Source organism: Faecalibacterium duncaniae (genome assembly GCF_010509575.1).
Classification (GTDB): Bacteria; Bacillota; Clostridia; order Oscillospirales; family Ruminococcaceae; genus Faecalibacterium; species Faecalibacterium duncaniae.
In genome coordinates, this window is record NZ_CP048437.1 from 1,872,018 (window position 1) to 1,895,179 (window position 23,162).

The 23,162-nt window shown below is 60.6% G+C and carries 32 protein-coding genes; all 32 read left to right on the top strand.

Going from position 1 to position 23,162, the window contains the following annotated elements:
* Window positions 1-2 precede the first annotated feature (2 nt).
* The 32 genes from GXM22_RS15285 (at window position 3) to GXM22_RS09240 (ending at window position 22,852) form a co-directional block, all read left to right on the top strand.
* On the top strand, window positions 3-1,379 hold the full coding sequence (locus GXM22_RS15285; RefSeq protein ID WP_005936261.1) for an N-acetylmuramoyl-L-alanine amidase: 1,377 nt from the start codon (window positions 3-5) through the stop codon (window positions 1,377-1,379).
* A gap of 18 nt (window positions 1,380-1,397) precedes the next feature.
* Complete coding sequence (locus GXM22_RS09090; protein WP_005936263.1) at window positions 1,398-1,727, top strand: Mor transcription activator family protein; 330 nt, start codon at window positions 1,398-1,400, stop codon at window positions 1,725-1,727.
* A 112-nt stretch (window positions 1,728-1,839) separates the two neighbouring features.
* Window positions 1,840-2,328: a hypothetical protein gene (locus GXM22_RS09095; protein ID WP_005936265.1), complete on the top strand. Its 489-nt coding sequence runs from the start codon at window positions 1,840-1,842 to the stop codon at window positions 2,326-2,328.
* A 12-nt stretch (window positions 2,329-2,340) separates the two neighbouring features.
* Window positions 2,341-2,631 carry a membrane protein gene (locus tag GXM22_RS09100; protein WP_005936268.1) on the top strand — a complete coding sequence of 97 codons (291 nt, stop codon included), beginning with the start codon at window positions 2,341-2,343 and terminating at the stop codon, window positions 2,629-2,631.
* A gap of 4 nt (window positions 2,632-2,635) precedes the next feature.
* Window positions 2,636-2,959: a hypothetical protein gene (locus GXM22_RS09105; protein ID WP_005936271.1), complete on the top strand. Its 324-nt coding sequence runs from the start codon at window positions 2,636-2,638 to the stop codon at window positions 2,957-2,959.
* Complete coding sequence (locus GXM22_RS09110) at window positions 2,952-3,524, top strand: DUF3486 family protein (RefSeq protein ID WP_005936273.1); 573 nt, start codon at window positions 2,952-2,954, stop codon at window positions 3,522-3,524. Before GXM22_RS09105 ends, GXM22_RS09110 begins: the two co-directional genes overlap by 8 nt.
* Complete coding sequence (gene terL / locus GXM22_RS09115) at window positions 3,511-5,286, top strand: phage terminase large subunit (RefSeq protein ID WP_005936275.1); 1,776 nt, start codon at window positions 3,511-3,513, stop codon at window positions 5,284-5,286. The genes GXM22_RS09110 and terL overlap by 14 nt, the downstream gene beginning before the upstream one ends.
* Before the next feature lie 13 nt (window positions 5,287-5,299).
* Entirely contained in the window at window positions 5,300-5,965 is a 666-nt protein-coding gene (locus tag GXM22_RS09120; RefSeq protein WP_097772095.1) for a DNA-methyltransferase, read from the top strand.
* Window positions 5,962-7,524 carry a DUF935 domain-containing protein gene (locus GXM22_RS09125; RefSeq protein WP_005936279.1) on the top strand — a complete coding sequence of 521 codons (1,563 nt, stop codon included), beginning with the start codon at window positions 5,962-5,964 and terminating at the stop codon, window positions 7,522-7,524. The genes GXM22_RS09120 and GXM22_RS09125 overlap by 4 nt, the downstream gene beginning before the upstream one ends.
* The gene (locus GXM22_RS09130) at window positions 7,517-8,257 is read left to right on the top strand and encodes a phage head morphogenesis protein (RefSeq protein ID WP_005936283.1); all 741 of its coding nucleotides are present in this window, start codon (window positions 7,517-7,519) and stop codon (window positions 8,255-8,257) included. The genes GXM22_RS09125 and GXM22_RS09130 overlap by 8 nt, the downstream gene beginning before the upstream one ends.
* Before the next feature lie 135 nt (window positions 8,258-8,392).
* Window positions 8,393-9,418, top strand: coding sequence for a phage protease (locus GXM22_RS09135; protein ID WP_035395005.1), 1,026 nt, complete (start codon window positions 8,393-8,395; stop codon window positions 9,416-9,418).
* 4 nt (window positions 9,419-9,422) lie between these two features.
* The gene (locus tag GXM22_RS09140; protein ID WP_005936287.1) at window positions 9,423-9,872 is read left to right on the top strand and encodes a hypothetical protein; all 450 of its coding nucleotides are present in this window, start codon (window positions 9,423-9,425) and stop codon (window positions 9,870-9,872) included.
* Window positions 9,873-9,895: 23 nt separating this feature from the next.
* Window positions 9,896-10,780: a Mu-like prophage major head subunit gpT family protein gene (locus tag GXM22_RS09145; RefSeq protein WP_005936290.1), complete on the top strand. Its 885-nt coding sequence runs from the start codon at window positions 9,896-9,898 to the stop codon at window positions 10,778-10,780.
* A gap of 28 nt (window positions 10,781-10,808) precedes the next feature.
* On the top strand, window positions 10,809-11,264 hold the full coding sequence (locus tag GXM22_RS09150) for a gp436 family protein (protein WP_005936293.1): 456 nt from the start codon (window positions 10,809-10,811) through the stop codon (window positions 11,262-11,264).
* A 3-nt stretch (window positions 11,265-11,267) separates the two neighbouring features.
* Window positions 11,268-11,765: a phage virion morphogenesis protein gene (locus GXM22_RS09155; protein WP_005936295.1), complete on the top strand. Its 498-nt coding sequence runs from the start codon at window positions 11,268-11,270 to the stop codon at window positions 11,763-11,765.
* A 4-nt stretch (window positions 11,766-11,769) separates the two neighbouring features.
* Window positions 11,770-12,267 (top strand): hypothetical protein, encoded by a 498-nt coding sequence (locus GXM22_RS09160; protein ID WP_005936297.1) that lies wholly within the window; start codon window positions 11,770-11,772, stop codon window positions 12,265-12,267.
* 13 nt (window positions 12,268-12,280) lie between these two features.
* Window positions 12,281-12,508: a hypothetical protein gene (locus GXM22_RS09165; RefSeq protein ID WP_005936300.1), complete on the top strand. Its 228-nt coding sequence runs from the start codon at window positions 12,281-12,283 to the stop codon at window positions 12,506-12,508.
* Window positions 12,508-13,953, top strand: coding sequence for a DUF2586 domain-containing protein (locus GXM22_RS09170; RefSeq protein WP_005936303.1), 1,446 nt, complete (start codon window positions 12,508-12,510; stop codon window positions 13,951-13,953). Before GXM22_RS09165 ends, GXM22_RS09170 begins: the two co-directional genes overlap by 1 nt.
* Window positions 13,954-13,969: 16 nt before the next feature.
* A complete protein-coding gene (locus GXM22_RS09175) occupies window positions 13,970-14,404 on the top strand; it encodes a hypothetical protein (protein WP_005936306.1) in 435 nt (144 codons plus the stop codon).
* Window positions 14,405-14,443: 39 nt separating this feature from the next.
* Entirely contained in the window at window positions 14,444-14,800 is a 357-nt protein-coding gene (locus tag GXM22_RS09180) for a DUF6848 family protein (RefSeq protein WP_005936309.1), read from the top strand.
* Window positions 14,801-14,832: 32 nt separating this feature from the next.
* Entirely contained in the window at window positions 14,833-15,012 is a 180-nt protein-coding gene (locus GXM22_RS09185) for a hypothetical protein (RefSeq protein WP_005936312.1), read from the top strand.
* Between the two features lie 96 nt (window positions 15,013-15,108).
* Window positions 15,109-17,460 carry a phage tail tape measure protein gene (locus GXM22_RS09190; protein WP_335341484.1) on the top strand — a complete coding sequence of 784 codons (2,352 nt, stop codon included), beginning with the start codon at window positions 15,109-15,111 and terminating at the stop codon, window positions 17,458-17,460.
* Between the two features lie 14 nt (window positions 17,461-17,474).
* The gene (locus GXM22_RS09195; protein ID WP_005936321.1) at window positions 17,475-18,050 is read left to right on the top strand and encodes a hypothetical protein; all 576 of its coding nucleotides are present in this window, start codon (window positions 17,475-17,477) and stop codon (window positions 18,048-18,050) included.
* A 10-nt stretch (window positions 18,051-18,060) separates the two neighbouring features.
* The gene (locus GXM22_RS09200) at window positions 18,061-18,816 is read left to right on the top strand and encodes a hypothetical protein (protein ID WP_005936324.1); all 756 of its coding nucleotides are present in this window, start codon (window positions 18,061-18,063) and stop codon (window positions 18,814-18,816) included.
* A gap of 21 nt (window positions 18,817-18,837) precedes the next feature.
* Window positions 18,838-19,197, top strand: coding sequence for a carbamoyl-phosphate synthase subunit L (locus tag GXM22_RS09205; protein WP_099357323.1), 360 nt, complete (start codon window positions 18,838-18,840; stop codon window positions 19,195-19,197).
* Window positions 19,194-19,604 (top strand): hypothetical protein, encoded by a 411-nt coding sequence (locus GXM22_RS09210; protein ID WP_005936329.1) that lies wholly within the window; start codon window positions 19,194-19,196, stop codon window positions 19,602-19,604. Before GXM22_RS09205 ends, GXM22_RS09210 begins: the two co-directional genes overlap by 4 nt.
* Window positions 19,601-20,731 carry a baseplate J/gp47 family protein gene (locus GXM22_RS09215; protein WP_005936332.1) on the top strand — a complete coding sequence of 377 codons (1,131 nt, stop codon included), beginning with the start codon at window positions 19,601-19,603 and terminating at the stop codon, window positions 20,729-20,731. The genes GXM22_RS09210 and GXM22_RS09215 overlap by 4 nt, the downstream gene beginning before the upstream one ends.
* Window positions 20,732-20,735: 4 nt before the next feature.
* Window positions 20,736-21,593 carry a hypothetical protein gene (locus GXM22_RS09220; protein ID WP_005936336.1) on the top strand — a complete coding sequence of 286 codons (858 nt, stop codon included), beginning with the start codon at window positions 20,736-20,738 and terminating at the stop codon, window positions 21,591-21,593.
* Window positions 21,590-21,919: a hypothetical protein gene (locus tag GXM22_RS09225; RefSeq protein ID WP_005936339.1), complete on the top strand. Its 330-nt coding sequence runs from the start codon at window positions 21,590-21,592 to the stop codon at window positions 21,917-21,919. The genes GXM22_RS09220 and GXM22_RS09225 overlap by 4 nt, the downstream gene beginning before the upstream one ends.
* A complete protein-coding gene (locus tag GXM22_RS09230; RefSeq protein WP_005936342.1) occupies window positions 21,906-22,217 on the top strand; it encodes a hypothetical protein in 312 nt (103 codons plus the stop codon). Before GXM22_RS09225 ends, GXM22_RS09230 begins: the two co-directional genes overlap by 14 nt.
* Window positions 22,210-22,527, top strand: coding sequence for a hypothetical protein (locus GXM22_RS09235; RefSeq protein ID WP_005936344.1), 318 nt, complete (start codon window positions 22,210-22,212; stop codon window positions 22,525-22,527). The genes GXM22_RS09230 and GXM22_RS09235 overlap by 8 nt, the downstream gene beginning before the upstream one ends.
* Entirely contained in the window at window positions 22,493-22,852 is a 360-nt protein-coding gene (locus GXM22_RS09240) for a four helix bundle protein (protein WP_005936347.1), read from the top strand. The genes GXM22_RS09235 and GXM22_RS09240 overlap by 35 nt, the downstream gene beginning before the upstream one ends.
* Window positions 22,853-23,162 lie beyond the last annotated feature (310 nt).

Here is a 23,162-nt window from a genome sequence, read left to right on the forward strand (position 1 = left end):
TCATGGCAAAATTGACACCAGACGCGACGAGGACGGAGCATGGCCTCGTCATCAACGAGAAGATCATCCCGTGGGGCGCGGTCTGGCCCAAGGACTCCGGCGCGTACAAGAAGGGCACACAGTACAAGGCCGACCGTCTGCTCTCGGGCGGCACGGGCAAGGTCAAGGGCGTGACCATCCACAACACTGCCGACCTGAAGAACGTGGAGGAGGACGCCGAGCAGTACACCCGTGCGACGTGGCCTAACGGCAACATGAACGACGCCCGCGTCCACTACTACGTCGACGACATCAACGCATGGCAGAACCTGAGAGAGGACGAGGTGGGCTGGCACGCGGGCGATGGCCGGAAGGCCACGGGCGGCAACGAGACGACGCTCTCCATCGAGATCATCATGGACGGCACGGGCAGCAAGGAAGACCGCAAGGCTGAGGAGAACGGCGTACTGCTGGCGGCGCTGCTGCTGAAGAAGCACGGCTTGAGCGTGAACGAGCTGTACACGCACAACCACTGGATGGGCCACCCGGACTCCATCGTGCAGGGCGCGAGGAAGAACTGCCCGCTGTACATCCTGCCTCATTGGGCGCAGTTCAAGCAGAAGGTCGCCGCGAAGCTCGCGGAGCTGAACGGCGGCGCGACCACCACGGAGACGGGCAAGACGGAGATCATGGGCAAGGCCAAGGCGAGCGCGCAGCAGATGGCGCTGTTCGCCCGATCCAAGAACGCGGAGCCGCAGCTCCCGGCGTGCTCGCTGGAGCAGCTGGCGCAGTTCTTCCTCGAAGAGGGCGAGGCCGAGGGCGTGCGCGGCGACGTCGCCTTTGCGCAGAGCCTCCACGAGACGGGCTTTTTCAAGTACGGCGGCATCGTGCTCCCCACGCAGAACAACTATGCGGGCATTGGGGCGCTGAACGGCAACGCCAAAGGACAGGCGGCGACCTTCCCCGACCCGCGCACGGGCGTCCGGGCGCAGATCCAGCACCTGAAGGCATACGCCTCCAAGGCGGCGCTCGTGAACGGGTGCGTCGACCCGCGCTTCTCCCTCGTGACACGGGGCTCGGCGCAGTATGTGGAATGGCTGGGCGCAAGCGACAACCCCAACGGCAAGGGCTGGGCCGTACCGGGCAAGGGCTACGGCAGCAAGATCGTCGCCCTGTTAGGTCAGATCATGGCGTTCGAGGTGCCGCAGCCGTCCACGCCGAGCGAGCCGGAGGAGCAGGAGCCGGAGTTCCCGGCGTATCAGTTAGAGGGGCTTGAAACGCTCGTGGAGGCTGACGTCATCAACTCCCCCGAGTTCTGGCGGCAGAAGTTCGGCGAGCAGGTGACGGTCGGCGAGTTGTTCGGCATCTTGGGGAAGCTCTTCACGAAAGCAAGCGAGTAAGGACACGGAGGGCGGGACATGGAAGACCTCGTAAAGGAGCTGACGATCGACATGGTTCCTGACGGCGACAACCGCATCATCGCAGAGACGATCGGCGTCGAGAACTACTACAAGCTGTGCTCGGTCGTCGGCGGCTCGACCATCTACCTCCAGAAGCCGGAGAGTGTCCTTCGCCCCGTCCGAGACGCTCACATCAAAGCGGAGTTCAACGGCTACAACCACCCCGAGCTCGCCCGCAAGTACGGCGTGACGGAGCGGTGGGTGCGGCAGCTCTGCGGCGAGGGGAAGCTGGAGGGACAGATGAGCCTTCTCGACTACGGCGACGAGCCGGAAAACACTACGTTCTAAGACAACATTTCTAAGAAGCAGTACATATATAAGGTTCCTGAAAGGGACGGTAAAATAAGACTATGAGCATAGCTCATAGTCTTATTTTTATATCCAAAGGAGGACACCAAACATGAGCATGGAGATCATCCAGAGCGCGGCGACCGAGCTGCTGGTCAACGTTGCGCTCGCCGTGCTGGCCCTCGCCGGGGCCTACGCGGTCTACTACATCCGGCTCGGCACATCCAAGCTGAAGGCGCAGACCGCGCAGATCGAGGACGCATCCACCCGCAAGGTGCTGGACGACGCCTTGGAGGACGTTGCGAACCTCGCCACGCTGTCGGTGGGCGCAATGGAGCAGACCACGGCAAAGGCGCTGCGCGAGGCGGTCAAGGGCGGCAAGGCAAGCCGCGAGGAGCTGGTCGCGCTGGGCAAACAGGTCTTTGACGAGGTCAAGGCGTCGATCGCGCCGGAGGCGCAGCGGGTCATCACGAAGAACCTCGGCAGCTTCGACGAGTATTTGACGAAGTGCATCGAGGCCGCTGTGCTGGAGATCAAGCAGAACGAGCCGTACATCACCCTCCCGGAGAGTGCGCTCATCGAAGGCGAAGCGGAACGGTAAGGAGGGCGGCACATGGACGTCTCTCAGATCACCGCCCTCATCGGCGCGGCGGCGTCGCTGCTGTGCACCGTCGTCGTCGGGGCGCTCACCTTCTTTATGAAGAAGACGCTCGCCAGTCTTGAAGAGGCGGACAAGCGGAACGCCGAGGACATCAAGACGCTGGACAAGAACCTCAACGACCTGAAGGCAGACCTCCCCCTGATCTATGTGACGCGGGAGGACTACATTCGGGTCATGAACAGGGTCGAGGACAAGCTCGACCAAATCCTCTACGGAGGCAAAGCCAAAGGAAAGGAGGAGTGACCTCATGGCAATCCTTGACGAGCTGACCGAGCAGGAGGTCAGCAAGAACAAAGCAATCCGGGGCTACATCGTCCGAGCCCTCGCAAAAGGCAGTCAGAACGCCTTGCTCGTCCGTCAGATCACAAACGCCCTCGTCGCTGACGGCCTGATCTACTCGCCGGACATTTCAAAGCCGATCGAGTATCTGCAGGAGGCGGGTTATGTGACCTTCACCGACCGATCGGTGAACGCCTACAACGCCTACCGCAAGGACTCCATCATCAAGCTCACCCGCAAGGGCGTCGATCTCGTCGAGGGCACGATCAACGACCCGGGCATCGATGTCTAAGGCGGAGCGACGGAGGACGCGGGTCAGCTCGACGATCGACAAGCTCCCGGACGATATTAAGGGGCAACTCGACGTCCGGCTTGCGGACACCTCCAACACCTATGAAGAACTGGCGGCATGGCTCAAGACTGAAGGCTACGAGATCAGTAAGTCAGCGATCGGGCGCTATGCGATCCGCACCACACAGGCGGCGCAGCGCGTAGCGCAGACCATCCAGCGCACTCAGGCGATCGCTCAAGCGGTGGAGGCCCACCCCGACCTCGACTACACGAAGGCGGCGTCGATGGTGCTCATGGACGGGCTTATGCAGCGAGTCAGCACCGCTGAGGATGACTTTCAGGAAATGCCGCTGGATAAGGCGGGGCGACTCATCGCAAGCCTCGCCCGGAACGCCACCTACGAAAAGCGCGTCCGGCAGGACATGAAGAAAAAAGCTGAGCTTGCCTTCGAACAGATGGAGACGGAGCTCATGGCGGCAATCAAGCAGCACCCTGAGCTTGCTGGCGAGCTTCACGACGTGCTGGAGCGTGCAAGAGAGAAGGTGCTGGCAGATGGCGAAGATTGACCTGAACGACTACCTCGAAAAGCTCACAGAGCCGGAAGACCGGGAAACGGTCGCAAACCGCGCGTATCAGCGGGAGCTGTTCGAGCAGTACGTCACAAAGGACGGCAACTTTCCCGAGCAGCGGGCGCAGCTCCTTGAGGACTTCAGGGCCGGAAAGGAACTGACCGGGCCGAAGGGACTGCGCCGGAAGCTCGGAGCCTTCGATCTTGAATACTTCGGGCGGGCCTATCTCGCGCACTACTTCGTCCGCCCGTCGCCCAAGTTCCACGGCGAGCTGGACAGGATATGGCGGGAGGGCGTGCTGAAGGGGATGAACCCGGAGGTGGACGCCAAGCGGATCAGCCGCGCGGATGGGTGCCGCCGTGCGATCGAAGCGCCTCGTGGCCACGCCAAGAGCACGACCTTCACTTTCAAGGACGACCTGCACGCCGCCGTCTACGGCTACAAGCACTACATCATCATCCTCTCTGACAGCTCGGAACAGGCCGAGGGCTTCCTCGTCGACATCAAGACGGAGCTGGAGGAGAACGCTGCCCTGAAGGAAGACTTCGGCGAGCTGGAAGGCAAGGTCTGGAAGTCCTCTGTCATCCTGCTGGCCAACGGCGTCAAGATTGAGGCAATCGGCTCGGGCAAGAAGATCCGTGGCCGACGTCACAAGCAGTGGCGTCCCGACCTTATCGTCTGCGACGATCTGGAGAACGACGAGAACGTCAACACGCCGGAGCAACGCAAGAAGCTCCGCGACTGGTTCTATAAGGCGGTCTCCAAGGCGGGCGACACCTACACCGACATCGTTTACATCGGCACGCTGCTCCACTTCGATGCGCTGCTGGCCAACGTAGCGAAGAACCCGAGCTATAAGTCGGTGCGCTATCAGGGCGTCATCAGCTTCGCCACCAACGGCGAGCTGTGGGACGCATGGGAATCCATCTTCACCGATCTCTCCAACGACAACCGACAGGAGGATGCACTGGAGTTCTTCCAAGCGAACCGCGAGGCGATGCTGGAGGGCACGGCGGTCTTATGGGAGGAGAAGCTCTCCTACTACGACCTCATGGTCATCCGCATCTCCGAGGGTGAGGCGTCCTTCAACAGCGAGATCCAGAATGACCCCATCGACCCGGAGAACTGCACCTTCCAAGAAGAGTGGTTTGACTTTTGGGACGACGAGGGCAAGGCGCAGCCAGACTTCTCCGACCCGAAGTTTCTCTTCGTCGGCGCGAACGACCCGTCGCTGGGCAAGAACAAGAAGTCGGACACCAGCTCCATCATCGCACTGGCAAAGGACACGCAGACGGGCTACCTCTATGTCGTGATCGCGGACATCGCCAAGCGCAAGCCGGATCAGATCATTGAGGACGCTCTCGACGCGAGCCGACGCCTCCAGCGGGAGTACAAGCGGCCCTACTACAAGTTCGGCGTGGAGACGGTGCAGTTCCAGTATTACTTCGCCGAGATCATGCGGCAGCGTGCGGCAGCGGTCGGCGAGTATCTCCCTATCGAGGAGATCAACAGCACGCAGAACAAGGATGCACGCATCCAGTCCCTGCAGCCGTTCGTGAAGAATGGCTACATCAAATTCAGCAAGAAACACAAGACACTGCTAAAGCAGATGACCGAGTACCCGATGGGCAAGAACGACGATGCGCCGGACGGCCTCCAGATGGCGGTCAAGCTGGCGCTTGACGTCAAGACCGGGCGCAGGGTCGACTACAGAAGCGTCATCGCCCGCGCCCTCGACTTCCGGCGCGGAGCCTACTAAGGAGGTGAGGCGCATGATTATCCAAGAGAACACAATCATCCACGGCGACAGCCTCACCGTGCTCCGTCAGATGGAGCCGGAGAGTGTCGACGCAATCATCACAGACCCGCCCTACGGCATCAACTATGTCTCTCAGACGGGGGCGTCCATCAAGAACGACAAGAGCCCCTTCATCTGGTTCCTCTACGACGCCTTCCGCGTGCTCAAGTCCGGCGAGGCTGGGCACGGCGGCCTGATCTGCTTTACCCGTTGGGACGTGGAGCAGACCTTCATCGACGCGATGAAGATCGCGGGCTTCAACGTCAAGAGCGAGGTCATTTGGGATAAGGTCTACCACGGCATGGGCGACACCAAGGCGGCGTTTGCCCCGTCGCATGAGAACATCGTCTTCGCGATTAAGGGCAAATACAGTTTCCCCGGCAGCCGCCCAAAAGACCTCGTCACCTTCCCGAAGATCAACAGCTCCAAGATGGTGCACCCCACTGAGAAGCCTGTTGGTCTGCTGGCTAATCTCATCTCCTCGGTCACGAAACCGGGCGACCTCATCCTCGACCCGTTTGCCGGAAGCGGTTCCACGCTGGTCGCGGCGAAGAAGACGGGGCGTCGCTTCATTGGCATCGAGCTGGATGACGATTACTTCGTCACGGCCCAGCGGCGCATCGAGGAGGTGCGGGAATGAGCCGACTCAAGCAGCTCGTCACCCGGCTTAGACGCCCGGATATGCGGGAGGTCGCCGTGGCGCAGGTCTCCGACAAGTACAGCGAGTATCCCAGCAATGGCCTGACGCCTGTCAAGCTGGCTGAGATCCTCCGAGAGGCCGACGCGGGCGATGTTCTTCGGCAGATGGAGCTCTTTGAGGAAATGGAGGAGAAAGACCCTCACCTATTCAGCCAGCTCCAGACGCGCAAGAACGCCGTCACGGGCCTTGACTTCGAGGTGATCCCCTTCGGCGACGAACCGCTGGACAAGGAGATCGCCGACTTCATCGAAGAGCAGCTCAACGGCATCGAGAGCTTCGAGGATGTGGAGAATGACCTGCTCGACGCAATCGGCAAGGGCTTCGCCGTATCCGAGATCCTGTGGGGCTATGACGAAGGGCACGTCGTGGTGCAGGACATCAAGACGCGACACCAGAAACGCTTCTTTTGGGACACGCTGGACGATTCGTTCAAGGTGCGAACGAAGGACGTGCCGGAGGGCATCCTGCTCCCGGCGAACAAGTTCATCGTTCACAGGTACAAGGCTCGCAGCGGTCACACCTCTCGGGCTGGCATCCTCCGTGTTGTGGCGTGGATGTACCTCTTCAAGAACTACGACCTGAAGGACTGGGTCAGCTTCGCTGAGATCTACGGTCTGCCGCTCCGGCTGGGCAAGTACGCGCCGGGAGCGAGCGACAGCGACAAGGCGGCGCTCATGCGAGCCCTCATCCAGATTGGCTCCGACGCGGCGGGCATCATCCCGGATGGCACGAGCATCGACTTCATTACCACGGAGAAGACCTCCAGCTCCGACCTCTATGAACGGCTGGCTCGTTACTGCGATGAACAGATCTCCAAGGCAATCCTCGGCCAGACGCTGACTTCCGACTCGGGCGGCGGCAGTTACGCACAGAGCAAGACGCACAACGATGTCCGGCACGATCTCACCGTCGCCGACTGCAAGGCGCTGGCGTCCACCCTCCGGCGCGACCTCATCCGCCCGCTGTGCATCTTCAACTTCGGTGAGGACAAGCGCATCCCCTACATCCGCTTCGACTGCGAAGAGTCCGAGGACTTGACACAGACGGCGACAATCCTCGGCACGCTCATCGAAAAGGTCGGGCTTCGGATACCCACGAGCTTCGTCTATAAGAAGTTCTCCATCCCCGAGCCGGAGGAAGGTGATGAGATTGCAAAGCCCACCTACGGAGGCGGCATGGGCGGCGTGCTGCCGTTCAAAAGCGATGCGCTACTCTCCCTCAAGGCGGGAGCTGACGCGCCGATCGGCACGCAGCAGCACATTGACAGGCTCGCCGCCGCCGCACTCCACAAGGGCGTGGGCAGCTTCAAGCGCGCGTTCGAGCCGGTTCTCAAAATGATTGAGAACGCAGACAGTCTCGAACAGCTCCGCGAGCTGATGGAGGATGACGCAGCCGTCGCCGAACTCTACGCCGCGATGGATGTCTCTGAGGTCGAGGAGCTGCTGCAGAAGGTTATGCTCTACGCCGATCTTGAGGGGCGGGTGGTTGAGGATGGATGAGTTCACCGCACTTTTCAGCCGCAAGGACATGACCTTTGAAGAGGCGGTCGCGTACTTCAAAGAGCGCGTCCCTGTAACCGCCTCGCGGTTCTATCAGATCGCCGCCGAGTACCGCGCCCTCGCCTTTACGGTCAGTGGCTACACGAAGGCGCAGGTGCTCAAGAAGTTCTACGACGAGCTGCTGGCCGCACTGGAGGAGGGTAACAGCCTTGCGGAGTTTCGCGAGAATATGAACGACTTCCTCGAAGCAGAGGGCTACGAGGGCATCACGCCCTACCAAGCCGAGAACATCTTCCGCACCAACATCCAGACGGCCTACAATGTGGGCCACTACAAGCGGATGACCGAACCGGGCGTCAAGGCGCTGCGGCCCTACTGGCAGTATGACGCCGTCAACGACTCAAAGACCCGCCCGAGCCACCTTGCGATGGATGGGCGCGTGTTCATGGCGGACGATCCCATTTGGGACACATGGTTCCCACCCAACGGCTTCAAGTGCCGCTGCACGGTCAAGACGCTCTCCAAGCGCCAGATGGAGCAGCGGGGGCTGACGGTGGAGACCGAAGCACCGAGGGCGGCGCGGCTGGAGGATGGACGCTTCGTCAACATCCTGCCCGACCCGCAGTTCGATACCAACCCCGCCAAGGTACGCTATCAGCCAGACCTCACAGGCTACCCCGAGCCACTCAAAAAGGCGTACCAAGAGCGCGAAAAGGGGAACACTCCGCCATAAGGCCACAGAGCCCCGCTGTGCGCGTTTTGCTCTCGGCAGGGTAATTTGACGGGTGCGGCAAGTAAGGGGCGTGCGCACGCGCTCTAACGCCGTTTCCGGGCGGTTCGCGGCGACACCAAAGGAGGACAGATGCAAATGGATGGTTTTTTGACCCTGAAAGGCAGCAATGTGGAGCTCGTGGGAGCACCGGAGACGATCTTCGTCCTCCCCATCGGCCACGTTGTCAGCTCGAAGGGTGAGTTTGATGTAGACGATGAGAGCTACAAGGCGATGAAGGCGCAGATCGCCAAGCGCGGCGTGGATCTCGTCGTTGACTACGAGCATCAGACGCTCAAAGGGTGCGAGGCACCCGCAGCCGGATGGGTGAAGGAGCTGAAGCTGGAGGACGGGCAAATCAAGGCCGTCGTCGAGTGGACGCCCCGAGGGGCGCGGTACCTTGAGAACAAGGAGTACCGCTACCTCTCCCCGGTCGTGAATGTCCGCAAGGCGGACAACAAGGCGGTCGGGCTCCACTCGCTGGCACTTACCAACACTCCGGCGATCGAGGGGATGAACCCCATCGTCAATTCAGACAATTTTGAAGGAGGACAACATTCTATGGACATCAAGAAGCTGGCGGAACTGCTCGGTTTGAGCGAGGACGCCACGGAGGAGCAGGTCGTGGAGGCACTCAAGGTTTGCCTCGCCGAGAACCGCAGCCTCAAGGAAGCGGAGAAGCAGCCGCCCGAGAACGTCGTGGCGAACAAGGCTGTCTGCGAGCTGTTGGGTCTGAAGGCGGGCGCTGCCGCCGAGGACGTGACCGCAAAGATCATGGAGCTCAAGAGCGGCACGGTCGACGGCGTCAACCTCGCCGAGGAGCTGAAGGCGCTCAAGCAGCAGAATGCGGAGCGCGAGGCCAACGACGCTGTCATCCTTGCCCTGAAGGCGGGTAAGATCACCCCGGCGCAGAAAGAATGGGCTAAGAGCTACGCCTTGAGCGACCCGAAGGGCTTCGGCTCCTTTGTGGAGAAGGCCCCGCAAATCGTGCCGATGGACAAGATTGAGCTGGACGACGTCAAGGCCCTCAAGAGCGACGCGCTGGACGCCGACACGCTGCTGGTCTGCAAGCAGCTCGGAATCTCGCCCGACGACGTCAAGAAGTACGGTATGAAGGAGGACTAAGATCATGGCAAAACTGACTGATGTGAGAGATACCCCTGAGATCGCCAACGGCGCAAAGGTCATCGCGGTGCCTGTGAAGGGCGGTACCACCATTTATCAGGGCGCACTCGTCGCTCTGGACGCGAGCGGCTACGCAATCCCCGGCAAGAAGGCCGAGAGCCTGACCGCTGTGGGCCGCGCCGAGGAGACGGTGACAAATACGGGCGCAGACGGCGAGTTGGTCATCCGCGTCGCTCGCGGCGTATTCGTCTTTGACAACACCGCTACCGCTGCGAATAAGATCACCGCCGCCCATGTTCTCAAGCCCTGCTACATGGAAGACGACCACACCGTCACGGCGCTCGCCACGGGCGCGTCCGTGGCTGGCACCGTCATCCGCGTGGATGACGAGGGCGTCGCCGTCGAGTGCGGAGGCTACATTCCCGCTGCTGCCGCCGCAAGTGTGGGCGGCTAATCGAGTAAGGAGGTACATCCATTATGATCATCACCCCGCAGGCCCTTAGAGGCATCTATACCGCCTTCAACACGGTCTTTAACAAGGCGTTTGAAGGGCAGCATCCCACCTATGAAAAGGTCGCGACCGTCGTGCCCAGCACCAGCGAATCCGAGACCTACGCATGGCTCGGTGACATCCCCGGCATGAGGGAGTGGATCGGTGAGCGCGAGATCCAGAACCTCTCCGGCTCCGCCTACACCATCAAGAACAAGGACTTCGAGCTGACTGTCGGCGTAGACCGCAACGCGGTCGAGGACGACAAGATCGGCCTCTACAATCCTTCCATTCAGATGCTCGGCGAGTCCGCCGCGCTGCATCCCGACGAGCTGGTCTACGGTCTGCTGGCCAACGGCTTCACCGAGAAGTGCTACGACGGCAAGGCGTTCTTCGCTACCGACCATCCTGTCGGCAAGGACAAGGCAAGCAACAAGGGCACCGCGAAGCTGAGCATGGACGCCTACAAGACGGCGCGTACATCCATGATGAGCCTGAAGAACAGCAAGGGCCGCCCTCTGGCGCTGGTTCCCGACCTGCTGGTCGTGCCGCCCGCACTGGAAGCGGACGCCCGCGACATCCTCGTCGCCGACTTCATCAACGGCACGAAGAACACCATGCAGGGCACGGCGGAGATCCATGTGGAGCCTCGCCTCGCAAGCGACTCCGCTTGGTTCCTGCTCTGCACCAAGCGTCCCGTCAAGCCGCTGATCTACCAGCAGCGCAAGAAGGCGAAGTTCGTCTCCAAGACCAACGAGACCGACGACAACGTCTTCATGAGCAAGAAGTTCATCTACGGCGCAGACTCTCGCGGCAACGCGGGCTTCGGCTTCTGGCAGATGGCCTACGGCTCTGACGGCACCACCACCTAAACCGCCCGGGGCAGAAAGGAGGGCCAGCATGAGCTACAGCACACGCGCTGAAGTGCGGGACATGGTCAAGGATGACGCGCTCAACGCGATCATCGGCGACACCTTCATTGAAGACCCCGTCGAGCGTGAAGAGCTGGTCTCCCCGATCATCGATGCGGCGATCGCCGACGCGGACGCAGAGATCGACGGCTACCTCGCCAAGAGGTACGCCGTCCCTCTGGCCCCGGCCCCGAGGGTCATCAACAAGTTCTCCAAGGATATCGCGGTCTACAATCTGTTCTCCCGCATCGGCATCGACGAGGGGACGGATCAGAAGACCTACCTGAACCGCTACAACGCGGCGATCAAGTTCCTCACGCTGGTCGCGGAGGGCACGGTGTCCATCGGCACGGAGACGGAAGACCCGGCGAGCGCAGCGGCGGGTGGTTTTAAGGTCAAGTCCAACAGCCGCCTGTTTACCCGCGAGAAGATGAGGGGGATGTAACGCATGGCCATGTACAGCATCCGGCTCGACGGCGACACGCGGGCGATGCTCCGTAGGATCAGGAGCTTCTCGGAGATCGACAAGCAGGGCATCAATGCGGCACTGGCTGAGGGCGCGCGCGAGTCGACGCTGGAACGGTTCAAGCAGAGCAAAGGCCCGGACGGGCGCAGATGGAAGACCTCCATCCGCGCCGCACAGGAGGGCGGCAAGACGCTCATCCAGTCTGCACAGCTCCGCAACTCCATCCACGACAAGTCGGACGCCTCCGGCTTCGCGGTCGGCACGAACGTCAAGTATGCGGCGACGCATCAGTTCGGAGAACCGGGCCGCACCATCCGGGCGCGGAAGAAGAAAGCCCTCCGTTTTCAGGTGGGCGGCAAGTGGGTCACGAAGAAGCAAGTCCGCATCACCATCCCGGCCCGTCCCTTCCTCGGTCTCTCAGAGGACGATATGCAGGAGATGAAGGCGACGGTCGAGGAGTTCATCCAGAAGGAGGATTGATCTCTTGCTCTACACGGAAAGCAAGCAATATCTCATCGACAAGCTGAAAGCGGCGGGCATCAAGTCCAAGCCGTTTACCACAGAGAAGGCTCTGGAGAAGAGCCAGGAGTCCCACATCGGCGCGGTCTTGTTCGAACGTGAGACTTTCACCCGAAACGGTTCCAAAAAGAGATACAGAGACGAAGAGGGAACGCTGCACAAAAGGCGGAAGATCATGGAACGGGCGACCACGTTCGGCGTGATCATCGGCGGCTACACCGATGATGAAGTCGAGGAGATATTCGACCGCTTTGTGGCGAGTCTTGACCGTGGCATCTACATCGACGGCAACTTCGTCCCCATTGAGATTGAGGGAGCGGATTGGGTCGACAAGGACGACTCACTCCTGAAAGCACAGGTCGCCGTGCAGGTGATGATCACCTTCAACGGCGGCGTTTACCGCGACACGGGCTTCGCACCTCTGACTGATGTCAGAGTGACGTCCGTGGAGAAGATCACATGAAAGGAGCCTACAGATGGCGACTAAAACACAGAAGCCGGAAGGCGCTGCCGCGCCGGAGCTTGTGCCGATCGACAAGCTCCGTGAGCAGCACAAGGTTGGGCGTGCCACCTACGCGGGCGTATGCGCCGCGAATGGCTGGCGGCCCGGTAAGGCGATGACGGAGGACGAGTTCCTCGCCGCCGTCGCCAAGTTCAACAACAGCCCGATGAACGGGCGTAAGAGCAAGGAGGCGAGGAAGTAATGCTTAGAGATGTACGCAGCAACGTCACGGACGGACTGCTCGGCTTCGCCACGGCAACGGGCGACGGTCTGCACATCAAGATCGGCGTCTCCCCCTCTGTCACCGAAAAGCCCATCACCATCCTCGGCAGCATGGGCGCAAGCACCATCAAGTCCAAGCTGGGCCTGTCCCCGCTGGCCGATGCGGTCATGGACGCGGTGCAGGGCGGCGCGGCCCGCGTGTTCTGCATCCCCGTCGCCGCGAGCACCGCTGGCACGATCGGTGAGGTCACGAAGACGGGCGACGGCGGCGGCAGCGTGACCGTGCAGGGCTCGCCCAACAACGCCTACGCGCTCACCGTGCGCTTCACCGCGCAGGGCGGGCTCAACACCGCAGCCTTCGTCTACTCCATCGACGGCGACAACTTCTCGGATGAGATCACCGTCCCCGTCACTGGCAGCTACGAGATCGAGGGCACGGGCCTGACGATCAAGTTCACCGAGGCGAGCTCGCCGGATCAGAAGCCCAGTTCCTTCCTCGTGCGCGACACCTACACCCTCAAGACCACTGCACCGAGCATGACGAACGGCGATGTGCTGGGCGCGATTGAGAAGATCAAGAGCTTCAGCGAGGAGTTCGAGTTCGTCCACATAGTCGGCGAGAGCACGGTGGAGCTGTGGGAGGCGGTCAGTGAAGCACAGAAGGAGCTGATGACGGTCTGCCACAAGCCCTGCTTCTTCCTCATGGAGGCCGCCTATCCCGCCGACGAGGCGGATGGTGACCTGAGCGATTGGGCGCTGAAGATGGAGGCAGACCGTAAGCGGATCAAGAACTCCGACATTCAGGTCTGCGCCGCATGGGGTCGCCTTGTGCGGCTGGACGGCACCACGCAGATTGTCAACCTCGCGGGCCTCGCCTCCGGGCGCTACGCCATGACGAAGGTGAGCGTGTCCATCGGCAAGACCAAGGACGAGGACGCGCTGGGCTTCCCCAAGACGAAGCTGCTGGGGCTGGTTCCCATCGGCTACGACAGCACCGTCATTGAACTGCTGGACGTCGCGGGCTACATGACCTTCCGCGAGTACGACGGCCTTGACGACATCTTTGTCTATCACACGAAGATGATGTGCAAGGACGGCAGCGACTTCCGCTATGCCGAGGATGTGCGTGTGAAGAACAAGATCATCCGCGAGACACGCAAGAAGGCGCTGCAGTTCAAGAACGACGACATCGACCTTGAGGACATTCAGGGCGAGCTGGACGCGCGGGCTAAGTTCATCAGCGTGCCGCTTGACCGCATGGTGGAGGACAAGGAGATCAGCTCCTATGAGACCACCGTGGACGAGAGCTGCTACGATACCTTCCTCGAAGATGAGACCATGAGCGTCATCATCCGCTACCTCTCCAGAGGCTACATCCGCGAGGTCGTTATCGACATCGGGCGCTCGGCTCTGAGCAGCAACTAAGGGAGGAGGACAGGCAATGCTGAAGGTAAACGGAAAAGCCTATGATTGGGGCGACGTGGATCTGAAAATCCCCGGCCTGAACATTCAGGTGCAGGAGATCAGCTATGACGACGAGCTGGAGATAGAGGAAGTCTACGGCTACGGCTCCAAGCCGCGCGGCTACGGCACGGGCAACTATAAGGCGTCCGGCAAGCTCTCCATGCTCCGCGACGACTACGACGATCTGCTGGCCTACTGCAAGCAGAAGGGCGTTCCCTTCTACAAGATGGAGCTGCCCTCCATCATCGTCTCCTACGCCAACGAGGGCGCACGCACGAAGATCGACGAGCTGAAGAAGGTCAAGTTCTCCAAGCGCAGCAACAAGGCAGCGCAGGGCGACAAGAGCCTCACCGTCGACGTCGACATGATGATCGTCGGCGGCGTGTATCAGGACGGCGTCGCACCCGTCTAAGGACAACATTTTTGAGAATAACAAGGAGGAAGTCACACTATGGAAAGCACCAACAACCAGACCCCCGCCCGCAGCAGCGAGGAACAGCTCAAGGCCAAGTACGGCGGCAAGCTCTACCGCGTCGGCATCACCGTCCCTGTGGATGATGAGAGCGAGAAAGAGTTCTCCTACTACTTCAAGCGCCCCACCGTCCCCAGCTATGACCGCTACATCAAGACCGCTGCACAGGGCATCACCAAGGCGAGCAAGGCGTTCATGCTGGACGCGGTCATCGACGAGGACGCCGAGCGTCTGACGAAGGACATGGAGGAGAACCCCGGCATCGCGATCTCCATCGGCAATAAGCTGACGGAGATCCTCGGCCTGACGGGTACGGCAAATTTGAAGAAGCTCTAAGAGAACGGGTCGCGGAGGTACGGGAGAGCTTCGTGGAGCGCGGGCTCCTTGAGATCTATCGTTTTGTGCCTCCGCCTCTCTTAGAGACCTTTGACCCCGAAACGATTGACGACGTCGACGAGTTCCTCGGATGGGTCGCAAAGGCCCGCTTCATGCAGGAACTTGAGGAGGGTATCGTCACCCGGGCGATCGTGCGAGCGTTCCCTGAGTGACGGCCTCCCGTCGCCGATCGTTTTTCCGCCTCTATCTCAAACTGGAGGTGAAAGCAGAAAATGAGTTTAGAGTCCGTATTTAAGCTGTCGCTCATTATGAACATGATCGACAACCTCTCCGGGCCGATGGCGGGCGTGGCGTCCAAGGTCGGCGCAAACGTCTCCAAGCTGGACGCCGCAAGCCAGACCTTCGGCAGCATGGCAAAGGCGGGTGCGGCGATGCAGGAGACGGGCTCACAGATCGTAAACGCTGTGCTCGCCCCGGTAGAGGCGACCTTTGAAACGCGGCGTGCGCTGGGTGAGCTGGCCTCGCTGGGCGTGCAAGACCTTGAAGCGGTCGAAAACGCCGCACGCAGCTTCTCCGATCAGTGGGCGGGCACGTCGAAGGCGGACTTCATCAGCGCGGCCTACGACATCAAGAGCGGCATCGCCTCCCTCTCTGATGAGGGCGTCGCAGAGTTCACAAGCCTCGCGGCCCTGACCGCAAAGGCGACAAAGTCCACGGCGGGCGAGATGACCTCGCTGTTTGCCACAGGCTACGGCATTTATAAAGACTACTACAGCGACCTGAGCGACATGGAGTTCGGCGAGATGTTCTCGGCTGGCATCTCCGACGCCGTCCGAGCGTTCAAGACCTCCGGCTCCGGCATGGCACAGGCAATCCAGAACCTCGGCGCATCGGCGACCACGGCGCAGGTGCCGCTGGAAGAGCAGCTCTCCGTCTTGGGTATGCTGCAAGCAACGATGGGCGGCGCGGAAGCGGGCACGAAATACAAAGCCTTCCTCCGCAGCGCCACCAAGGGCGGCGAGGCGCTGGGACTCAAGTTCACAGACGCCAACAACCAGCTCCTGAGTATGCCGGAAATCCTCGACATCCTGCGGGGCAAGTTCGGCGAGACAATGGACGCCGCCGAAAAGATGGAGCTGCAGAAAGCCTTCGGCGACACCGAGGCCGTAGCGCTCATCGACCTGATGTATAACAAGGTCGGCGACCTGCAGGACAACATCGTCAATATGTACGGCTCGCTCGGGAAGGGCGTGTCGGTCACGGAGCAGATGGCCTCCGCCATTCAGGAGACGGAGCCGGAACGCTTCGAGCGACTCAAGCAGCGCATCCACAACGTCACTGAGAGCATCGGCAACTCCCTGCTCCCCACGGTCAACGACCTGATGAGCAAGGGCGAGGGCGTGCTGACGAAGGTCGGCTCGTGGATCGAGAAGAACCAAGAGCTCGTCAAGGTCATCATGCTCATCGTTCTTGCGGTGGGCGGTTTCCTCGCCGTAGGCGGCACGCTGATCGCCCTGATCTCCGGCGTCGGCCTCGTCGTGACAAAAACGGTCAGCGCGTTCAAGATACTCAAGGGCGGCTTCGCACTGGCGCGAGGGGCGCTCACACCGCTCATATCCTCGGTGTGGAGCTTCACGGCGGCGCTGCTGGCCAACCCCGTCACATGGGTCGTCATTGGCATTGTGGCCCTCATTGCGGCGCTGGTGCTACTCTACAACAAGTGTGAGTGGTTCCGCAATGCGGTCAACTCCGTCATCAACTTCTTCAAGGGAACGCTGACGGCGGTGGGCTCGGTCGCGAAGTCGGTGTTTGAAGGCATCGGGAACGTGATCGGCTCCGTCATGGACGCGGCAAAGGCGACCGTGTCCGAGAAGCTGTCCAACATCAAGACGGCCTACGAGGAACACGGCGGCGGCATTTCCGGCGTCGCAGCGGCGGCGATGGAGGCGGTCAAGGGCTGGTACACAGCGGGCTACACCTTCATCGACAACCTCACGGGCGGCAAGCTCTCGGAGATCCGTGAGAAGTTCTCGACGGCCATGAGCAACATCGTCCAAGGCATCTCACAGAAGTTCACCGACGCACGCACCGCCTTCTCCAACGGCCTGAACAACATCAAGAACGCCGTCTCCGGCGCGGTCACGTGGTTCTTCGAGTCCGGCAAACGGATCGTGTCCACCTTTGCAAACGGCATCAAGTCCGCCTTCAGCAGCGCGGTCGAGGCCGTAAAGGGCGGCTTGCAGAAGATCCGCAACCTCCTCCCGTTCTCTGACGCGAAGGAGGGGCCGCTGTCCACACTGACCCTGTCCGGCCAACGCACCATGACTACCTACGCTCACGGCCTAACGCTGGCGGGCGACGCCCCGGCAGAGGCGATGAACAAGAGCCTCCAGCAGGTGCAGGGCGCTCTTGACCGCGAGCCGGAGAAGAAGGTCGACCTCGGCGGCGGGAAGAAGGACAAGGACGAGAGCAGCGATGAGGGCGGCTCCGGTAAGGGCAAGCAGGTTATCATCCACAAGCTGCTCGTCCCGGTCGACCTCAAGAAGATCAAAGACCTGCAACAGCTCCTCGCTCTTTTGCAGGAGGTCGAGGACTACGCAGCGGCCAACGAGGACGGCGAACCCGGCGACGAAGAAGACGCCGCCCCGGCCCCGGCATAAGGAAGGAGGACGCTATGATCTATGTAGAAGACGAACTGATCAAGCTCAACGGCGTCGTCCTCCCCGGTCTCGTCAAAAGCATCGAGGTCATTGAGACCGCGAAGGTGGACGAGCAGGAGGTCGAGGGCAGCGCCACTAAGCCGAAACAGGCAACGGGCTACGAGGACGCCAAGGTCAACATCGAGCTGATCATCGACGACACGCCCTCGCAGACCAAGTACCAGCGATACGCAACGCTCCGGGCGATCTTCCGATCGCCCGGGCAGAGCGTGCCGCAGCCCATCCCCATCATCAGCGAGGACACCGCCGCCCACGGTGTGGAGAAGGTCATCTTCAAGAAGCTGTCCCACAAGGGCGAAAACAAGCGCGGGCAGCTTACGGCTACGCTGGAGCTGTGGGAGTACATCCCGCAGACCATCACGGCAAAGTCCGGCTCCAGTTCCGGCTCCGGCAAGTCCGGCGGCGGCGCGGCGAGCAATCTGAAGGCAGGCTACAAGAGCTACCTGAGCAACGAACGGGGCAAGTCCCCCGCACGGGATGACGCGGACGCCACGGCGGCGATGAACAAAGTGACCGCCATGCCGTACTAAGGAGGCCACAGTGGAAACGAAAGAACTGTACTACCCGCAGATCTCGGCACAGGCCGGTTCCTACACCTTCGAGGAAGGCGTGGAGCTTGAGATCTATTCCTCGAAGTCCTCGTATTATGATTGGGCGAAGATCCGCTTCACGAGCCAGTTCCGCCCGAAGCTCTCGCTCAAGAAGAAAGACCCCGCCACCATCCAGCTCGGCTATGACGGCACGCTGGAGGACGTGTTCACGGGCTTCGTCTCCGGCAACTACGACGGCGGGACGTATGCCAACGAGGTCGCGCTGAAGGATGAGATGCTGCTCATGGAGGAGACGATCATCAACGACACCTTCCTCGACACCACGCCGCAGGAGCTGATCTCGTACTTCCTTGCACAGGCGGGCCTGTCCAAGATGAAGCTCTCCAGCAAGGCCTACCCGACGCGCAAAATGCTCCCCATTCGGAGGCAGACCGCCGTCCAAGCGATCAACGCCGTCAATGCGGCGTGGGGGCTTCGTGTTCCGTTCTTCTTCTCGGGCGGCGTCTTCTATTGGGACGAGAAGCCGGAACAGAAGAAGGTCTACACCTTCGAGCGCGGCGTGAACATCCTAAACCTGCGCCGCGCGGGCGGCGTGTGGGAGCTGGAGACGGTCTCCGCGCCATTCATCAAGCACTCCCACAAAATAAACCTCATCCATCCGCAGGTGAGCGGTGAGGTCGAGGTCTCCAAGGTGGTCAGCAAGACCAACGACTCCGGCTTCATCCGCACCTACATCTATTTCTGACCCCGAAAGGAGGAAACCGACGTGCTCGAAGAAATGGTCGCGTCCGTTATGAAGAAGACGCTGGCGCAGGACTTCCCGCATTTGAAGCTCCCCGCCGCCGTATTCGCCACCATCGACTCGGCGGCAAAGAGCGACGCCTTTGACATTGAGGAACTGATCGTCCACAACGAAGTGACGGGCGAGGTGTTCAAGGCGCACATCACCTCCTACTGGTACGAGTACAAACTCACCGTCATCGACCGCTTCGGCAACCCTGACACCAACTATCCCGCGCTTCCGGGAATTAAGTCTAAGAAACAGTTCAAGGCCGGGGCGGTCGTGGCCGTCGCGCTTCCCTACGGCGACCTCACCCCGGCGATCATCGGGGAGGTGGAGCTATGACGGGCCTGAACGATACGGACATCCGGCTCAACAGCGAGTGGCAGCTCACACAGGCCACAGACGGCGACGCGCCGCTCTGCTCGGGGCTGGAGTGTCTGTATCAGAACATCGTCCTTGAGGCGCTCACGCAGCCGGGAGACGTCTTCTATGACGCCGAGTTCGGCTGGGGCCTGTATGACTTCATCCAGTCCGAGGACACGGAGCTGACCCGTCTGGAGATCACCCAGCGGGTGCGGCTCAAGCTGCAGAAGCGGGAGGTCATCCTCCCGGAAAGCATTGAGATCAGTATTGCGTTCGAGGATGACGCGGTCGTGCTGCACTGCTCCTTCCGCTTCGCGGAGGAGGACGAGCGGCGCGAGCTGGACGTCATCATCGGCGCGGTGAGCGTGGAGGTGGTATCAGAATGATCGACAAGGAAATACTGGACGCCGTGCTCCCTCTGCCTACGCTGGACGAGCTGAAGGAGCAGAAGGTCGAGGAGCTGAAGGACGAGGGCTTCGTCATCAGCAACTTCCATTCGGGCGGCGTGTTCTACACGATGCTCATGATCGTGCTGCGCATCAAGGTCGAGGTCATTGAATTGCTCCGCGTCGTGCTGAACAATATGTTCGTCTCCCACGCGGGCGGCGCGTGGCTCGACCTGAAGATGGCGGATTACTCCAAAAAGCGCAAGAAGGCGCAGAAGACGCAGGGCTTCGTCACCGTCAGCCGCACCGACATGACGGGCGAGGCGGTCAAAATCCCCAAGGGCCACGTCTTCAAGAGCATCCTCGACATCAACGGCGAGGAGCTGCGATTCTTCGTGCTGGAGGCGGCGACGCTGCAAAAGGGCGCGTCCTCCGTGGACGTGCTGGTGGAGGCCGAGACAGAGGGCAGCCGCTACAACGTCCCCGCAGGGCAGATCGTACGCACGCTGACCTACCTCGGCGACGTCACATTCAGCAACGCCGAGGACTGGATCGTGCGGGAAGGTAGCGACACCGAGGACGACGAGAGCGCGAGGGCGCGGACACTCCGCTCGTGGTCGGAGCTGGCGCAGCGGGCGACGGAGGACACCTTCATTGACGCGGCGGAGTCAGTCCCCGGTGTACTGTTCGCACAGGCCGACTGCAACCACCCGCGCGGGCAGGGCACGGTGGACGTCATCGTGACAGGCACGGCGGGCGAGGCAACGGAGGGACTGCTTGCGGCAGTAAGAGAAGCCGTTGACAAGATCGCTGGCCCGTATGATAATATTCTCGTGAAGTCCTCTGTGACCGTATCGCAGAATATCTCCGTCACGGTCACGACCGACACGGCGGACACGGACGAGGCGGTGGAGAACCGGGTCAAGGCGATCCTCACCGAACTGCTGGCCGTGCGCCGCAGCCGCAAGCTCAACGAGCTGACCCTGTCCGACATCAACCACGCGATCCGCAGCGGCTACAGTGGGGCCACCAACGCGGCGGTCTCCGAGCCGGAGGCGGATGTGAAGCTGGGTAAGGACAAGGTCATCACCCTCGGCGACGTCTCTGTGACGGTCGAAAGGGAGTGAGCGGATGAAGCAGTTTGAAACCTTCGGGGAATATATGTTTGATCTGCTCTTCGCTCCCTTGAAGAAGGGCCGGAAGACGGTCAACCAGCTCCGCATCTTCTTCAAGGTCATGGGGCGCGAGTTCGACGACCTGAAGGCGTCGATCTTCCGCGTGCGCAGCGAGGCGAACGTAGCAAGCTGCTCAGAGGTCATGCTCCCCGTGCATGGGCAAGACCGGGATATGCCGCGACTGGAGGGCGAGGACGCCGAAGCCTATCGGACGCGCCTGTCCATGAAGGGGATCATCTCACAGTGGAGCGGCACGCGGCGCGGCGTTCTCTACGCGCTGACCGCGCTCGGCTACGACCGCAGCCGGATTGAACTGTTCGCCGATCAGGATGCGGAGCGCTGGGCTGAGTTCATCATCTTCCTGAACAGTTCCAAGCCCAGCGGCGTTACAAATCTCTCGGTCATCGACGGGCAAGTCCGCAAGGTCAAGGAGGGCAGCAGTAAGCCCGCCTACGGTATGGAGACCATCGGCGGGCTCATTATTCAATCCCGGCTTCAGACAGGCTTCTCACGCTATCCAAGGTGCGGAGAGATCGTGTGCGGCGTGTGGCCGCATATCGTCAGTGAAGGACATCTCGTGGCCTCGACGGTCATGGCGCAAGGCGGCGCATCGGGCGGCGGCAATCCCTTCCCGAGAGTCGGCACATTTGCAGCCTCCGAGGAGTTCTATCACTTCGGCGCGTACACCATTTATCAGGGCTTCGCCTCGGACATTGAGGCGGGCTCGAAGGCGGCGCAGGGTGCAAAGGTCTACCTGAGATGCTCCACCTCCACGCGCTGCTCTACCAACGCGAAAGGAGGCGCAGCAGAATGAAAACATTGACTTCTATCGGTATCCAGAAGATCGGGCAGCGGTTCGTTGACTCGGTCGATCATGCGGACTACACGCTCAACGGCGTGCCACAGACAGCGGAGCCCTTCCGCCGCTTCGTGCAGGGCGCAAGCGCAAGGGTCTACATTTACTTCGACGATACCGTGATCGGTGACGTCGCCGAGGTGCAGCTCGTGGACAAAGACGGCGACATCATCGCGTCAGCGGGCGAACGGGTCTTCACAAAAACACCGGGCAAGGGGCTTTATATAGCCTTCAAATATAATATCTTAGAAGTGGAGGTCGAAAGCAGCAATGAAAGCCTATGAAAAAATCGGGTGGCTCGATCACGTCCAAGACATTGAGACGGGAGAGGTCATTCAGGAAGGAACGCCTGTGAGTCAGGTGAATATGAACCACATGGACGAAGGCATTTTCACAAACCGTGAAGCGGTCATTCTCCATGAGGCTCAGATTGCCGACGCGCAGAAAGAGATTAAGGTGTTGAAGGATGCGACGCTGAACAACATGGTCAACAATGTCTTTCTTATCAACTTCAACACCGTGACCTCGGTCGCGATCACGTCAGGGATTTACGACTCTGTGGCGCGAAAAATCTATGTATAAGGTCGCTTGCAGCCGCAAGGAAGCAAGCTGCATCATCGGGAGCTTGCTCGTGGAGCTGGCCCCGGTATGCGAGAAGTGCGGCGGGTTGCCGGATGGCGTGCTGAACCTGCAGACGGAGGCGGGGCTGTCCCTCACAGGGGACGCCGACGTCCTCATCACAGGGCACAGCATCATCAGCGGCAAGCCTGTCAGGATCAAACTCACGGACTACGGCTTCGAATATTATGGTGATCACGCCGAGCTTGCCCGCGTTCGGGAAAAGAGGTGTGTGTATCATGGCAGAGCCGTCAGTCCTACAAAAGAAAACTGAGATATTTCTCGAAAGGGATATATACCCCTTGCTGAAAAACTTCCCCGCCTCCGAGAAGTTCTCCTTGTGCCAAGAGATCAAGCAATCCTGCTACAAGCTCATCCGAGCGGCTGTTATGGCCAACAACCTCACGAACGTCAACAGACGGCTCATGTGGCTGGATGAGGCGGACGCAGAGAAGACACTGCTGCTCGTGCTTTTAGGTGTCGCCAAGAACCAGAAGTACATCACGCAGAAGAAACTCTTGGAACTGCAAGGAAAGCTCGAGGAGATCGGGCGCATCATTGGAGGACTGCAAAAGTTCTTCATCAACAACCGAAAATAGACCATCAGAAAAAGTACAGCACCTACTCAGGGTTATCTCTGTCTGGCGTCGAACCGTGCGGTTCGCGGGTACAATTCGGCCCGCAACTGGAACAACAACAATGCTACGAACTCCAACCCGAACGTCGGTTTCCGCCCCGCCTTGTAGGTTATTACGTCATCTGCGGCCACGGCTTCAGGTGCGTGTCCTTGTTATACTTCAAGGGAGAGGTAATCCTTCGCCATGTTGAGAAACGGCGTAAAAACAGTGACTGAGCTTCGCCCGCCCTCTCGTATTGGGAGGCGGAGGGAGGTCTACAATGTGGGTAGCA

What these genes read in the sequence shown, in the direction of transcription:
- GXM22_RS09100 (WP_005936268.1), top strand. Translation starts at nt 2,341, where the DNA reads ATGGACGTCTCTCAGATCACCGCCCTCATCGGCGCGGCGGCGTCGCTG.
- GXM22_RS09180 (WP_005936309.1), top strand. Translation starts at nt 14,444, where the DNA reads ATGGAAAGCACCAACAACCAGACCCCCGCCCGCAGCAGCGAGGAACAG.
- GXM22_RS09090 (WP_005936263.1), top strand. Translation starts at nt 1,398, where the DNA reads ATGGAAGACCTCGTAAAGGAGCTGACGATCGACATGGTTCCTGACGGC.
- GXM22_RS09220 (WP_005936336.1), top strand. Translation starts at nt 20,736, where the DNA reads ATGAAGCAGTTTGAAACCTTCGGGGAATATATGTTTGATCTGCTCTTC.
- GXM22_RS09165 (WP_005936300.1), top strand. Translation starts at nt 12,281, where the DNA reads ATGGCGACTAAAACACAGAAGCCGGAAGGCGCTGCCGCGCCGGAGCTT.
- GXM22_RS09235 (WP_005936344.1), top strand. Translation starts at nt 22,210, where the DNA reads ATGTATAAGGTCGCTTGCAGCCGCAAGGAAGCAAGCTGCATCATCGGG.
- GXM22_RS09240 (WP_005936347.1), top strand. Translation starts at nt 22,493, where the DNA reads ATGGCAGAGCCGTCAGTCCTACAAAAGAAAACTGAGATATTTCTCGAA.
- GXM22_RS09135 (WP_035395005.1), top strand. Translation starts at nt 8,393, where the DNA reads ATGGATGGTTTTTTGACCCTGAAAGGCAGCAATGTGGAGCTCGTGGGA.
- GXM22_RS09210 (WP_005936329.1), top strand. Translation starts at nt 19,194, where the DNA reads ATGACGGGCCTGAACGATACGGACATCCGGCTCAACAGCGAGTGGCAG.
- GXM22_RS09175 (WP_005936306.1), top strand. Translation starts at nt 13,970, where the DNA reads ATGCTGAAGGTAAACGGAAAAGCCTATGATTGGGGCGACGTGGATCTG.
- GXM22_RS09170 (WP_005936303.1), top strand. Translation starts at nt 12,508, where the DNA reads ATGCTTAGAGATGTACGCAGCAACGTCACGGACGGACTGCTCGGCTTC.
- GXM22_RS09145 (WP_005936290.1), top strand. Translation starts at nt 9,896, where the DNA reads ATGATCATCACCCCGCAGGCCCTTAGAGGCATCTATACCGCCTTCAAC.
- GXM22_RS09110 (WP_005936273.1), top strand. Translation starts at nt 2,952, where the DNA reads ATGTCTAAGGCGGAGCGACGGAGGACGCGGGTCAGCTCGACGATCGAC.
- GXM22_RS09095 (WP_005936265.1), top strand. Translation starts at nt 1,840, where the DNA reads ATGAGCATGGAGATCATCCAGAGCGCGGCGACCGAGCTGCTGGTCAAC.
- terL (WP_005936275.1), top strand. Translation starts at nt 3,511, where the DNA reads ATGGCGAAGATTGACCTGAACGACTACCTCGAAAAGCTCACAGAGCCG.
- GXM22_RS09195 (WP_005936321.1), top strand. Translation starts at nt 17,475, where the DNA reads ATGATCTATGTAGAAGACGAACTGATCAAGCTCAACGGCGTCGTCCTC.
- GXM22_RS09130 (WP_005936283.1), top strand. Translation starts at nt 7,517, where the DNA reads ATGGATGAGTTCACCGCACTTTTCAGCCGCAAGGACATGACCTTTGAA.
- GXM22_RS09230 (WP_005936342.1), top strand. Translation starts at nt 21,906, where the DNA reads ATGAAAGCCTATGAAAAAATCGGGTGGCTCGATCACGTCCAAGACATT.
- GXM22_RS09125 (WP_005936279.1), top strand. Translation starts at nt 5,962, where the DNA reads ATGAGCCGACTCAAGCAGCTCGTCACCCGGCTTAGACGCCCGGATATG.
- GXM22_RS15285 (WP_005936261.1), top strand. Translation starts at nt 3, where the DNA reads ATGGCAAAATTGACACCAGACGCGACGAGGACGGAGCATGGCCTCGTC.
- GXM22_RS09140 (WP_005936287.1), top strand. Translation starts at nt 9,423, where the DNA reads ATGGCAAAACTGACTGATGTGAGAGATACCCCTGAGATCGCCAACGGC.
- GXM22_RS09105 (WP_005936271.1), top strand. Translation starts at nt 2,636, where the DNA reads ATGGCAATCCTTGACGAGCTGACCGAGCAGGAGGTCAGCAAGAACAAA.
- GXM22_RS09190 (WP_335341484.1), top strand. Translation starts at nt 15,109, where the DNA reads ATGAACATGATCGACAACCTCTCCGGGCCGATGGCGGGCGTGGCGTCC.
- GXM22_RS09155 (WP_005936295.1), top strand. Translation starts at nt 11,268, where the DNA reads ATGGCCATGTACAGCATCCGGCTCGACGGCGACACGCGGGCGATGCTC.
- GXM22_RS09120 (WP_097772095.1), top strand. Translation starts at nt 5,300, where the DNA reads ATGATTATCCAAGAGAACACAATCATCCACGGCGACAGCCTCACCGTG.
- GXM22_RS09225 (WP_005936339.1), top strand. Translation starts at nt 21,590, where the DNA reads ATGAAAACATTGACTTCTATCGGTATCCAGAAGATCGGGCAGCGGTTC.
- GXM22_RS09215 (WP_005936332.1), top strand. Translation starts at nt 19,601, where the DNA reads ATGATCGACAAGGAAATACTGGACGCCGTGCTCCCTCTGCCTACGCTG.
- GXM22_RS09150 (WP_005936293.1), top strand. Translation starts at nt 10,809, where the DNA reads ATGAGCTACAGCACACGCGCTGAAGTGCGGGACATGGTCAAGGATGAC.